At 41.8% G+C, this 12,821-nt stretch carries 8 protein-coding genes and 2 pseudogenes; 7 read left to right on the top strand and 3 right to left on the bottom strand.

Translation table 11 applies throughout. The features are described 5' to 3' along the window. Window positions 1-45: 45 nt before the first annotated feature. The 4 genes from galU (at window position 46) to galE (ending at window position 5,073) form a co-directional block, all read left to right on the top strand. Complete coding sequence (gene galU, locus HYG89_RS10880; RefSeq protein WP_178867449.1) at window positions 46-927, top strand: UTP--glucose-1-phosphate uridylyltransferase GalU; 882 nt, start codon at window positions 46-48, stop codon at window positions 925-927. A gap of 138 nt (window positions 928-1,065) precedes the next feature. Continuing rightward, window positions 1,066-2,334: a nucleotide sugar dehydrogenase gene (locus HYG89_RS10875; RefSeq protein ID WP_178867448.1), complete on the top strand. Its 1,269-nt coding sequence runs from the start codon at window positions 1,066-1,068 to the stop codon at window positions 2,332-2,334. 14 nt (window positions 2,335-2,348) lie between these two features. Continuing rightward, window positions 2,349-4,055, top strand: a complete 1,707-nt coding sequence (pgi, locus tag HYG89_RS10870) for a glucose-6-phosphate isomerase (protein ID WP_178867495.1) — start codon at window positions 2,349-2,351, stop codon at window positions 4,053-4,055. Beyond that, window positions 4,048-5,073: a UDP-glucose 4-epimerase GalE gene (galE, locus tag HYG89_RS10865; protein WP_178867446.1), complete on the top strand. Its 1,026-nt coding sequence runs from the start codon at window positions 4,048-4,050 to the stop codon at window positions 5,071-5,073. The genes pgi and galE overlap by 8 nt, the downstream gene beginning before the upstream one ends. Before the next feature lie 88 nt (window positions 5,074-5,161). Here galE and HYG89_RS10860 read toward each other — a convergent pair whose 3' ends face one another. Next, window positions 5,162-6,532 carry a phosphomannomutase CpsG gene (locus HYG89_RS10860; protein WP_178867445.1) on the bottom strand — a complete coding sequence of 457 codons (1,371 nt, stop codon included), beginning with the start codon at window positions 6,530-6,532 and terminating at the stop codon, window positions 5,162-5,164. Between the two features lie 213 nt (window positions 6,533-6,745). Between HYG89_RS10860 and HYG89_RS10855 the strand changes: the two genes are divergently transcribed. Continuing rightward, window positions 6,746-7,984: a hypothetical protein gene (locus tag HYG89_RS10855; protein ID WP_178867443.1), complete on the top strand. Its 1,239-nt coding sequence runs from the start codon at window positions 6,746-6,748 to the stop codon at window positions 7,982-7,984. 349 nt (window positions 7,985-8,333) lie between these two features. Here HYG89_RS10855 and tnpA read toward each other — a convergent pair whose 3' ends face one another. Continuing rightward, complete coding sequence (tnpA, locus tag HYG89_RS10850) at window positions 8,334-8,732, bottom strand: IS200/IS605 family transposase (protein WP_004970281.1); 399 nt, start codon at window positions 8,730-8,732, stop codon at window positions 8,334-8,336. Window positions 8,733-8,791: 59 nt separating this feature from the next. Between tnpA and HYG89_RS10845 the strand changes: the two genes are divergently transcribed. Together HYG89_RS10845 and HYG89_RS10840 are read left to right on the top strand one after the other, a co-directional pair. Next, window positions 8,792-10,099 (top strand): RNA-guided endonuclease TnpB family protein, encoded by a 1,308-nt coding sequence (locus HYG89_RS10845; protein ID WP_178867441.1) that lies wholly within the window; start codon window positions 8,792-8,794, stop codon window positions 10,097-10,099. A gap of 61 nt (window positions 10,100-10,160) precedes the next feature. Then, window positions 10,161-11,549, top strand: a pseudogene (locus HYG89_RS10840) (DEAD/DEAH box helicase); the annotation flags it as partial. 17 nt (window positions 11,550-11,566) lie between these two features. On the opposite strand, the pseudogene HYG89_RS10835 reads toward HYG89_RS10840, so the two are convergent. Beyond that, window positions 11,567-12,697 (bottom strand): annotated as a pseudogene (locus HYG89_RS10835) (type II toxin-antitoxin system HipA family toxin); the annotation flags it as partial. Window positions 12,698-12,821: the final 124 nt, after the last annotated feature.

Genomic DNA, 12,821 nt, shown 5'->3' with positions numbered 1-12,821 from the left:
GAGTAAAATTTAACTAAAAAATTTGTGTGAAATTAGGTATCTAAGATGATTAAAAAAGCCATTTTACCCGTTGCAGGTTTAGGCACTCGTTTTTTACCTGCCAGTAAATCTATTCCCAAAGAAATGGTGACCGTGGTCGATCGTCCTGCGATTGAATATGTGGTGCGCGAAGCAGTGGCAGCAGGGATTGAGCAAATTATTTTGGTGACCCATTCCTCTAAGGCCTCCATTGAAAACTACTTTGACCGTAACTTTGAGTTAGAAACCACTTTGGAACAAAAACAAAAACTGGATTTGCTCAAAGAAATTACCGAAATTTTACCTGCACATGTCAGTGTCGTGAGTGTACGTCAGCCACAACCTTTAGGCTTAGGGCATGCAGTTTTATGTGCTAAATCTGTAGTAGGCAATGATGCTTTTGCGGTACTGTTACCCGATGTATTGGTTAAAGATGATGCGGCACAAAATGACTTGGCACGTATGATTCAGCGTTTTGAGCAAAGCCATGCCGCACAGATTATGGTCGAAGCAGTGCCAGATCATCTGGTCGATCAATACGGTATTGTCGATGTAGCTGCAGCACCTGCTGAAGGTGAAAGTACCGTGATGCAGGGCATTGTCGAAAAACCCGCAGTAGGCACGGCACCTTCTAATTTATCGGTGGTGGGGCGTTACGTTTTGCCTGCAGAAATTATGACTTTGCTGGAAAACACCCCTAAAGGGGCAGGTAATGAAATTCAATTGACCGATGCCATTGCCATGTTGCAGCAAAATAGTGTGGTGGAAGCTTACCGTATGCAAGGTCAGACTTTTGACTGTGGCAGTAAGTTGGGTTACTTAAAAGCAGTGTTGCATTATGGGCTCGATCATCCAAAACTAGGTGATGATTTTAAAACCTTGATTCAAGAATTAAAGATTGAATCTTAAAGGTGATTAAGGGGGGAGATTAGAAAATCTCTCCTAGCCTCCCTTTCTTACGCAAGAATTTAAAGCACTGCTTAAATTCTTGCTCAAGGAGGAACCTTGTGAAATAAACAGCATCAACCAATACACAGGAACCACATTTTGAAAGTCGCAGTCTTTGGGAAAACCCTCTATGCAGGCGTGATGTCTGCACTCTTGGCAGAATGTGGGCATCAAGTCTATTGGTGCGATATCTTTCAGGATGCTGCCCATCCACTAGAACAGCAACATCTCAGCTTTCAAGACCAAGCCTTGAGCCTGTTATTACAACAACAATGCAGCAAGGGCTTTTTACACTATTGTGAGTTTGCTGCATTGCCTTTAGATGTGGATGTCTATCTACTCAGTTTGAACCCGACTGAAGAAGCACACGCCTTAACCGTTTTGGGGCAGTTGCAACAACGTCCGATCATTCACCCTAAATTGATGATCAATGCCTCTACTTTGGGTTTAAATGGCACACAGCGCCTGCAAAAAATCTTGCCACAAGATGACTGGATTTATTTGCCCGACATGATTCAAGAGGGCAATGCCATTCAAAGTATGACCCGCGCACAGCAACTCACGGTGGGTTGTGAAAGTCCACGTGCGCAGGTCAAACTGCAAGAACTGTTGCGACCGTTATTTCCACGTGCACAGCAATATCTATTTATGCCCGTGTTGGATGCAGAATTTACCAAACTGAGTATTTCAGGCATGTTGGCGACCCGTATCAGTTATATCAATGACTTGGCAGTGGTGGCAGAAAAACTCGGGATTGATATTGAACATGTACGTCAAGGCATGGCGGCAGATAGCCGTATTGGTGCATCGTATATGTATCCTGGTGCGGGGTTTGGTGGTGAAAACTTTAGCCATGATATTCAGACTCTGGCCAGTACCGTATCCACCACAGGGGTGAAAAGTCAGCTGTTGGCGCAGGTATGGGACATTAACGAACAACAAAAAGAACTCTTGTTTAGAAAGTTGTGGAACTATTATCAGGGCGATTTAAACGGCAAAACCGTGGCGATTTGGGGCGCAGCCTTTAAAGAAAATACCGCACGGGTGCAACATTCTCCCATTCATGTGATGTTGCCTGCGTTGTGGGCGCAGGGTGTTACGGTCAAATTGCACGATCCACAAGCTTTGCCTGAAATTGCGGCACAGTATGGTCAGCGTGATGATCTGATTTTATGTACAGACCAATATCAAGCCGTCGAAGGTGCATCGGCATTATGTGTGTTGACCGCGTGGAAACAATATTGGAGTTTGGATTATCCAACTTTATTAAAGCAGATGCAGCATCCACTGATTTTGGATGGTCGCAATATTTATGATCCTGAATTTGTGAAGGCACAAGGTTTTGCTTATATGGGAGTCGGTCGCTAATGATTCGTAGCACAATGCCACAGACGCAAAGCTCGATTTCTCCAAATGACAATGCCTTGCCGCAGTTACAACAATTGCAGCAGCAGTTTCAGCAGCTGCATTTAAATCAGCTGTTTGCTCAAGATCCGCAGCGTTTTCAGCGTTTCTCGGTGGCTTTGGACAGTGTGCTGTTTGACTATAGCAAGCATCGGATTGATGCCAAGGTGTTGCAGACCCTGGTTCAGTTTGCACAGCAGAGTCAACTTGCTGAGTGGATTGGACGTTTATTTTCAACAGCAACTGACTCAGAGAAAATCAACTACACCGAACAGCGCGATGCGATGCATTGGGCCTTGCGTTTGCCTGCGACTAGAACAGCAGCAAGCGCTTCCGAACAGAGCGATGCCTACGCTGCATTGACTGAGCAAGTGCATACCCAGCTTGAGCGTATGTATGCCTTGGTGGAAAAAATTCATGCAGGTCAATACCGTGGTGCCACGGGTGAAGTGATTCAGGATGTGGTCAATATTGGTGTGGGCGGCTCAGATTTAGGCCCATTGATGGTGACCCAAGCCTTATCTGACTTTAAAGTGGCGACTGAAAAACCACTGAATGTACATTTTGTATCAACCATGGATGGTAGCCAACTGTCCGAATTGCTGCATCGTCTGCGTCCTGAAACCACTTTATTTATTATTTCATCCAAGTCTTTTGGTACGATTGATACCTTATCTAATGCGCAGACCGTGAAACAATGGCTAGAAAAGGCCTTGGGTACACATGCGCAAATTTTGAAACATCACTTTATTGGGGTATCCACCAAAGCCGATAAAATGACCGCTTGGGGCATTTGCCCTGAAAATCAGCTCTTGCTTTGGGATTGGGTGGGTGGTCGCTATTCGTTATGGTCGTGTATTGGCTTACCGATTGCCCTGACCATTGGCGTTGCGGGTTTTCAGCGGTTTTTAGCAGGTGCACATGCGGTTGATCAGCATTTTCAAACGGCTGCATTTGATCAGAACATCCCAGTGCTGATGGGCTTGCTGGGGGTATGGAATAATAATTTCCTGAATATTCAGACTCATGCGGTCTTGCCTTATGATGGACGTTTAAAATACTTCGCTTCGTATTTACAGCAATTAGAAATGGAATCGAATGGCAAGTCAATTCAGCGTAATGGTAAGGCTGTTAGCTTGGATACTTGCCCGATTGTTTGGGGTGAGGTCGGGCCGAATGCACAGCATGCGTTCTATCAATTGTTGCATCAAGGGACACATGCGGTCAGCTGTGATTTTATTGCCCCTGTGCAGCGTTATAATGCCAATCAATTTACCTATGCTGAAAATGCTGAGGCTTTGGTGGAGCAGCATCATTTGGCCTTGTCCAACTGCTTGGCACAGTCGCGGCTTTTGGCCTTTGGTAATCAGGCTTTAGATCAGCAGGAATTAGAGGGCTTAGCGGCATATAAGCAGTACAGTGGTAATCAGCCAAGTAGCAGTATTTTATTGCAAGAACTCAATCCGTATAGCTTGGGCATGTTGATTGCCCTGTATGAACATAAAGTTTTTGTGCAATCGGTGCTGTGGAATATCAATCCTTTTGACCAATGGGGTGTAGAAAAAGGCAAGGAAATTGCCAATCAGCTCTTGCCTATTTTAAATGGGCAGCAACAGGATTTATCGGCACTCGATGCATCGACTCAAGGTTTATTAAAAATTTTATTAGGAAAAATAGATGGCTAATGTTTTAGTAACAGGCGGTGCGGGCTATATTGGTTCACACACCTGTGTCGAGTTGCTGAATGCAGGGCACAGTGTGGTGGTGCTAGATAATTTGTCCAATAGCTCGGCAGAGTCATTGGCGCGGGTGCAGCAACTGACGGGCAAAACCTTGCAGTTTATTCAGGGTGATATTCGTGATGCTGCTGCTTTGGATGCTGTGTTTGCTGCACATCAAATTGATGCAGTGATTCATTTTGCAGGACTCAAAGCAGTGGGAGAAAGCCAACAAATTCCACTGAGCTATTTTGACAACAACATTGCAGGTTCAATTAGTCTGGTTCAGGCGATGCAACGTGCGCATGTGTTTAAACTGGTGTTTAGTTCATCGGCTACAGTATATGATGAAGCCAATATTTCGCCGTTACATGAAGAGATGCCAACGGGCATGCCAAGCAATAACTATGGCTATACCAAGCTGATTGTGGAACAGCTCTTACAAAAAGCAGCCCTTGCTGATGAGCGTTGGTCGATTGCATTATTGCGTTATTTTAACCCTGTGGGGGCACATAAAAGTGGCTGCATAGGCGAAGACCCACAAGGCATTCCAAATAATTTAATGCCTTATGTGACCCAAGTAGCGGTAGGGCGTCGTGAAAAACTGTCGATTTTTGGGCAGGATTATGCCACGCCAGATGGTACTGGTGTGCGAGATTATATTCATGTGGTCGATTTGGCCAATGCGCATTTATGTGCTTTGACTAACCGTTTGACTGCCCAGGGTTGCCGTGCTTGGAATATTGGTACGGGTAATGGGATTTCGGTGCTGCAAGTGAAGAATACTTTTGAACAGGTCAATGGTGTTCAGATTCCATTTGAGTTTGCACCACGTCGTGAAGGCGATGTGGCGACCTCTTTTGCAGATAATAGCCGCGCCGTGCAAGAACTGGGCTGGACACCACAATATGGCCTAGAAGATATGTTGGCCGATAGTTGGAACTGGCAAAAGCAGAATCCGAATGGTTATCGTCAAGATGAATGATTCTAGCCATACACTCAGCCACAAGGTTTAGAGCATAAAAAAGGGAGTCAGTTTTGACTCCCTTTTTTATATTGCTTTGATTTTCAGATTAAGCTTGAATCAATTGCGTCAACTCATCCACATAGTCCTGCATTGGGCGTGGGTTTTGATCACGACGGCTTTCAATATTTAAGCGCAATAATGGCTCAGTATTTGAAGCACGTACATTAAAACGCCATGACCCAAAATCCAGACTGACGCCATCGGTTTGGTCAATTGTTGGGTTTTGGCTAGCATAATGCTCAAAGATTTTTTGGATGGTGGCTTGAGTATCGGCCACTTTAAAGTTAATTTCGCCAGAACAGGGGAACTTGGCAATCATTTCTTCGACTAGACTGGATAGTGCTTGTCCTGTTTCAGACAATACCGAAACTGCCAATAACCATGGAATCATACCGCTGTCACAATAGGCGAAATCACGGAAATAGTGGTGTGCACTCATTTCACCGCCGTAAACGGCATTGTGCTCACGCATTACATCTTTAATAAAGGCATGTCCAGATTTAGATTGAATCGCTTCACCCTGATATTGCGCGACTACATCAAAGGTATTCCAGACCAAACGCGGGTCATGCACAATTTTTTCGCCTGCTTGTTTGAGCAAAAACGCCTGTGCCAATAAGCCAACAATATAATAACCTTCAATAAACTGGCCTTTTTCATCGAACAAGAAACAGCGGTCAAAGTCACCATCCCACGCAATGCCCATGTCGGCTTGATGCTCTAATACGGTATTGCGGGTGCTATCACGGTTTTCCACTAAAATTGGGTTCGGGATACCATTGGGGAAAGTACCATCGGCATCATTGTGAATTTTGACAAACTCAACAGGGATATTCAGAGCTTTGAATTTTTGCTCAATCGCATCGACCACATGTCCTGCAGCGCCATTGCCTGCATTCATGACCAGTTTCATTGGGCGAATTTTGCTAGGCTCGATATAAGTCATTAAATGGTCAATAAATTGAGGCAAAATATTGTAGCTTTGAGTGCTACCTTTGTGCTCAACTGGGGTAAATTCGCCCGATTCTGCCAAAGCCTGAATGTCTTTTAGGCCGGTATCGGCACTAATCGGGCGCGCATTTTCGCGTACCAACTTCATGCCGTTGTAGTCCATCGGGTTATGACTGGCGGTTACTTCAATGCCACCTTGCACATCTAAATGAAAAGCCGCGAAATAGACTTCTTCTGTGCCTGTCATTCCCAAGTCGAGCACATTGACCCCTGCATCATTTAAACCACGAATGGTGGCCTGCTTTAAGCCTTCGCTGCTAAGGCGAATATCGCAGCCAATTACAACGGTTTTAGGTTGGTAAATTTGTCCGTAAGCACGACCAATTTTATAGGCAATCTCTTCATTGAGTTCTGTGCCCAATTTTCCGCGAATGTCATAGGCTTTAAAACAGGTTAATGTGCTCATGTATTGTCCTAAATATTTGGAAAAATCGTATTGCTGCCTATGATAATCGAACTATGTGCAATGTGCTGTATAGAATGGAAGATCAATTGCTTGAAGATGTTTCAGGTCAAAGACTATGGATGAGAAAAGATGTTGTGATGGGCAAAGGTGTTTTTCATGAGTAAGAAGTTGGTTAAAATACGGCTCAGACTTATGTGTTCGATATGATTGAAGATGGAATTACAGAAAAGTACTTTAGAGCCAGAGCAGAAACTTTCTGCGCCACAGAAAAAATTTCAGAAATTATGCCAAAAAATTGAGCAGGAACAGCTACGTTTGAATGAATGGCAGACCGCACAAGCCGATATTCAGGCACGTGCCAGCCGTGAAATTTTACCGACTTATGCGCAATTGCGTGAAGTTATATTTCAGCAAATTCAACAATTGCTTCAGCAAAAACAACAAAAAGTGACGGCAGCCCAGCAAACTAAGCTGGATCAAAAAATTGAGCAACTCAGTTTACAACTTTTGGATTCGCAGCAGATGTCTACCGAACAAGTTCAGTTTTTAACAGAATTGCTGAACAGTTATGGGCATCATATTGAATTGCTAGACACAGATGATGTGGATTTAAGATCTGAAGCTAAAACAGCAACAGAGTCAGAAGACGAAAATGTTGAACAATGTGAACAAAATAGTTTTGAACATGATGAGTCTGAACAAGAGCGCTTGGCACAGCTCAAGCTAGAAAGTTTGAAGCATTTTCTTTGTGAAGAATATGACCTAGATCTAGATTTTTTTGATTTTCAGCATGATCCATTAGATTTAGATGACTTTATAAAAAAATTTGAACAAAAAATGGAAGAACAAGAGGAGCTGGATTTTTTAAGTCAGTTGAGTAGTGCGCAAAAAGCTTTTGCCGAACAGCAAATTGCCCGTGAAAAAGCCAAAGCAGCAAAAAAACAGCAACAGCGTGAAGAAGCCAAGAAACTAGCAAATCAGTCCATTAAAGCGATTTACTTAAAAATTACAGCGTGGATTCACCCAGATCGTGAGCAAGATGAGCAGAAAAAACAAGAAAAAACCGTATTGATGCAGCAAGCCAATCAGGCTTATGAAGCCAATGATTTATTGACATTGTTAAATTTGCAAATTCAGTTGGGTCAGCAGCATAATTTGTCTTTCGCCAATCAACAATTAAAAGCGTATAACCTGCTTTTAGAAGAACAGTTAGAAACTTTGCAAATGCAAGTAGATGACATTATTTACTCTTTTAATTGGAGTCAGTTTTTATATTCTAACCGTAAAATTAAAGTGCAGGATTTGTATCGAAAATATGAGCAAGACTATCGACATGTTCAACAAAAATTAGCTCGAGCGCAAGAGATACTGGAAAAATATCAAGACCTTAAACAATTAAAGCAATTGATGCGCAGTCAATATGTGTGGGAAATGCATGCTGTGATGATGTAGACATATTGAGGTTTGGGGCTGGAATAAGGTGAAGCTTGGGCTTGCAATAGCGATATTAGCAGTGATGACAAAGATTCATTGATTAGCAAGTCTTTGTAATATATTTTGACGTGTAGCAGTGCTGAATAGATTGACAGAATGAGGTAAACTAAATTCCTAAGTTTTCACTTAAATTTGAATGGCTTAGAGAGGTTTGGCTTTGAATGTTTATGCAAAAAAGTAGTCTTTATTTACAATATTCCTTTTGAGTGAATCCAAGTTATGCTCAGGTTGGGCCGTTCGGCTACTATCTCCAAGTGAAAGAGGACTCCACCCGTCAGTCAGGGTGGAGAGGTGAATTTCACAAATTTCAACCTTGTTGATTCTGAATATATTGTTTGATTATTTCCAAAGGCGCACCACCACAAGACCCTGCAAAATATGATCTTGACCATAAAACAGGTTTTGTATAATTCCCTCTCAAGTCTAAAAACTCATTTCGCATTCTTCTACTTGTTACAGACTTTAAATTATTAACCAATTTGCTTAACTGTACCGTTGGTGGATACTGAATAAGCATGTGAACATGGTCGGATTCACCATTACATTCCTTTAATTCAGCATCAAAATCTTTACATATTTCAGTTGCACACTCATTGAAATATTTATGATGCAACTCACCTAGTATTTTTTTTCGATATTTCGTTATAAAAACTAAATGAACATGAAGATTAAAGGCTGAATGTCGGTTTTTATATATCTCACTCATTGAAAAAATATACCTAAAATGTTAGAATCAGCACCATATTAACAGATACACACTCATTAATGAAAATCAACAAAGCGTATAAATTTAGGCTTGAGCCTAATGTCGAGCAAGAGGTTATTTTAAATAATCTCGTTGGCTCTGCACGCTTTGTTTGGAATCAAATATTAGCAATTTCATTTGAAATGTTTGCTCAAAATAAACACATTAATGCGGTGAATCTAGTAAAAAAGATAACAGCACTGAAAAAGAATCCTCAGTTTAGCTTTTTAGATGGAAATTCCAATGCTGTGTCACTTCAACAAAAAGTTCGTGATCTTGCATCAGCATGGGGGAAGTTTTTCAACCCTAAAGAACATGCTCGACTAAAAGAAAAAAAGCGCAAACCTAAGAAACCTAAATTTTTTAAATTGGCTGATGGTACTGAGGTTCAGTTGCGCCCACTTATGCCTAGATTTAAGAAAAAATCAGACGGTTATGATTCCATTCGCCTTGTACAATTCGATAAATACTGTTGGGTTAAAGGAAATAAACTCAAACTCCCTAATGGCGTAGGTGTTATTAAATTCAGGAAGTCGCAAGAGATTCTAGGCAAAATAAAAAATGTGACGATCAGTAAGGTGTCAGGACGTTGGTACGTTTCATTCTGTACTGAAACAGAACTTACTGAAATGCCGATCCACCCATCAAAATCAGCGATTGGTGTTGATCTTGGTGTTAAGAAATTAATCACTACCTCAAATGGTCAGGTCTTTGACCCGATCAATAGCTTTAAAACCAATCAGATTAAATTAGCTAGACTTCAACGGAAGCAGAGAAAGAAAGTTAAATTTAGTCAAAATTGGAAAAAACTGAATTTTAAAATCAATAAACTACATCATCACATTGCCAATATTCGTCATGACTACTTGCAAAAAATCACTACAACGCTCAGCAAAAACCACGCAATGATTGCTGTTGAGGATTTAAAAGTAGCAAATATGTCGAAGTCAGCAAGTGGCACAATCGAAAATCAAGGAAAGAATGTAAAAGCTAAGTCAGGCTTAAACAAATCAATCCTAGATCAAGGTTGGGGCATGCTCGTTAGTATGTTGGAATATAAGCAACAATGGCGAGGTGGATTACTTGTAAAAGTTGATCCGAAGTACACAAGTCAAACCTGCTGTGAATGTGGTCATGTAGCAAAAGAAAACCGACAAACTCAAGCTAAATTTGAGTGTGTCGGATGCGGTTATGTTGCGAATGCGGATTTAAACGCATCTCGTAATATATTGTCGGCAGGACATGCCGTTTTGTCTGTGGAGGGTGGATGCGGTAAAGGTCGCCCTAAGAAGCAGAAAGCAAGCGAAATCCGTGAGGAAGTCGCCTAAGAGCTTTGCTTTTAGAATCCCCCACTTGAGTGAAAACGAAAGTGGTGGGAGTATGTCAAACCAGCAGCAGGGCTTAGGCTGGTTACAGTTTTTAAGGGAAACCCAGCATGGCGGGATTCTGGCAGATGATATGGGCTTGGGGAAAACAGCACAAACTTTAGCCCATTTACTCATGGAAAAGCAGGCTGGATATTTGCGGGACAGACCCGCCTTAATTGTTGCACCCACATCGCTGATGCATAACTGGTTCAAAGAAGCGGAGAAATTTACCCCAGAGCTCAAGGTATTGCTGCTACAGGGGCCCGATCGCCATCAGTATTTTGAGCAGATTCCGCACTATGATATTGTGTTAACCACCTATCCGCTTCTGGCGAGAGATGAAGAGCAACTAAAGCAATATGAATATCATCAACTCATTTTGGATGAGGCGCAGAATATCAAAAATCCGCGCGCCAAAGCTGCACAGGTAGTACGGCAATTAACAGCGCGACATCGTCTATGTCTAACCGGTACACCTATGGAAAATCATTTGGGTGAGCTGTGGGCACTATTTTATTTCCTGATGCCAGGATTTTTATATTCACAAGAAATTTTTAATAAAAAGTACCGTCATCCGATTGAAAAGCGCGGTGATGAGCAGTTAAGACAAAAGTTGGTCAACCGGATTAAGCCCTTCATTTTACGTCGCTTGAAAACTGACGTAGCCAAAGAGTTGCCAGAAAAAACCACGATTGAAGTCAATATTGATATGAATGACCAGCAATCCAAGTTATATGAGGCTGTTCGTGCCACGATGCAGGCAAGCATTCAGAAAATTGTGGCAGAAAAAGGCTTTAAACGTAGTCAAATTCAAATTTTAGATGCCTTACTGAAGCTACGTCAGGTGTGCTGCCATCCTAGCTTACTAAAGCTGGATTCAGTGAAAATTGGGCAGGCGCATTCTGCCAAACTTGAACAGTTGATGGATATGGTCGTTCCAATGGTGGAAGAGGGGCGAAAAATTCTTATCTTCTCTCAGTTTACCTCAATGTTGGAACTGATTGAACAACAGTTTCATCACGCAGAAATTGGCTATGTGAAGCTGACTGGAAAGACCAAAAAGCGAGATGAAGTCATTACAGCGTTTCAGTCTGGACAAGTGCCGGTATTTTTAATCAGTCTGAAAGCAGGAGGGGTCGGTTTGAATCTAACTGCCGCAGATACGGTCATTCACTATGATCCATGGTGGAACCCTGCTGCTGAAGATCAAGCTTCAGATCGTGCATGGCGGATTGGACAGGACAAGCCGGTATTTGTCTATAAGCTGATTACTAATAAAAGCATAGAAGAAAAAATTCTTGCCTTACAGCAAAATAAAGCAGAACTGGCACACTCTATTCTAAGTACAGATCATGAAGGCGAAGCGAAACTGACGGAAAATGACGTGATGAACTTGTTTGAGAAATTTTAGTTTGGTTTCAGATTACCCTAATCATCTGTAAGTATCTGAAAGTCCGGATGCAATTTTTTCCAATGTTCTCTTAATTTTTCTTTATGAACAGAAATCATAGGTAAGTCTAGTAATAGCACTGGCCATACCGACCGTGCTTTGTCCATGATCGCGTGAAGTTGTTTTTCAATAACACGCCATGGAACACCGACTTTTTCAGCCCATTGTTCAAAGTGTTTCATCTCAGCTAAATACCAATCTTTATTTTTGGCAAGATTTAAGGCGAAATGACGCTCATTTTCAATATATACACTTGTCATCAATATATCGTATGCAGGGGATAATCTTGGCGTTGTTTTATCGTGATAAATCATACTCCAGTTCTTTAAGTGTGCATCTCCATTGGCGAGCAAAATGTTGACAAGTAAGCGGCTGGCAAATTGCTGAATATCAAAAATTTTGTTATCTGAAAATTGATAAATGATCTTTCCTATCTGCTCATAATTTGTGGTGCTGTATTTCTGATGTGGATATGCGCCGAAGATCTGAGCAAAATCTTCGATGTGAATAAGGTCTGTAGTATCAGCAGTACTCTGTCTATCAAATCTTTTGATTGCGAAAGCATATTGCTCTTGGGGTAAATTTAATGGTGGAAGGTCTTGTAAAAGGGCCATATCCACCAAGCGAATCTCAGGGACATCTATTCCGACCGTTTTGGCAAGGGTCATCATAGAATATTCATTTAGCGGAACAAAAGCATGTCTGGAAGAAGGAGTTTTGATAATCCAGTCCCCGAGTAGAGTCGTTTCCGTTGCCTGTGCTAGTGTAAAACGCCCATCTTTGGCTTTCATGGAAAACTTCATTTGGACGCCGGCCAAGGAAAACTTATTATCTGTTCGAATCTCTTGCTTTAAAATTTGATCTGGATTCGAGATCTGCAGTTTGAATTTTATTTCATCTGGAATTTCTTCTGGATCTAATGGAGTCGCAATCAGTGCTCCAGGTAAATCATGACCTAAATCTGCCAATAACTGAAATTCATTGTCTATATGTACTTTGAGGCTTTGTGCAATCAGTTCACGTAATGCCCCTTCTGGTAGCAAGTTTGATAGCAAGGGGTGTAAGCGCTGATGTGTAACATAGGTCTTTTCTAAAATTTTATCCGCTTGTCAACGGCATTCTAAAATTGACCCCTTTTACCTTACAAATGGCAAAGTAAAATTGACCCCTTTGATCTCGTATTAAGTTTCAACCTGGGGCTGAATCCCAATTCTTTTTTTATCCTTCAAACGA

Origin of the sequence: Acinetobacter sp. SwsAc5, assembly GCF_013391485.1 — a bacterium.
In the GTDB taxonomy this organism is placed as follows: Bacteria; Pseudomonadota; Gammaproteobacteria; order Pseudomonadales; family Moraxellaceae; genus Acinetobacter; species Acinetobacter towneri.
This window is presented reverse-complemented; position numbering and strand designations above follow the sequence as displayed.

Bases quoted from the DNA above. Each gene is read 5' to 3' on its own strand.
- galU (WP_178867449.1), top strand. From the start codon at position 46: ATGATTAAAAAAGCCATTTTACCCGTTGCAGGTTTAGGCACTCGTTTT.
- pgi (WP_178867495.1), top strand. From the start codon at position 2,349: ATGCCACAGACGCAAAGCTCGATTTCTCCAAATGACAATGCCTTGCCG.
- HYG89_RS10845 (WP_178867441.1), top strand. From the start codon at position 8,792: ATGAAAATCAACAAAGCGTATAAATTTAGGCTTGAGCCTAATGTCGAG.
- HYG89_RS10855 (WP_178867443.1), top strand. From the start codon at position 6,746: ATGGAATTACAGAAAAGTACTTTAGAGCCAGAGCAGAAACTTTCTGCG.
- HYG89_RS10860 (WP_178867445.1), bottom strand. From the start codon at position 6,532: ATGAGCACATTAACCTGTTTTAAAGCCTATGACATTCGCGGAAAATTG.
- galE (WP_178867446.1), top strand. From the start codon at position 4,048: ATGGCTAATGTTTTAGTAACAGGCGGTGCGGGCTATATTGGTTCACAC.
- tnpA (WP_004970281.1), bottom strand. From the start codon at position 8,732: ATGAGTGAGATATATAAAAACCGACATTCAGCCTTTAATCTTCATGTT.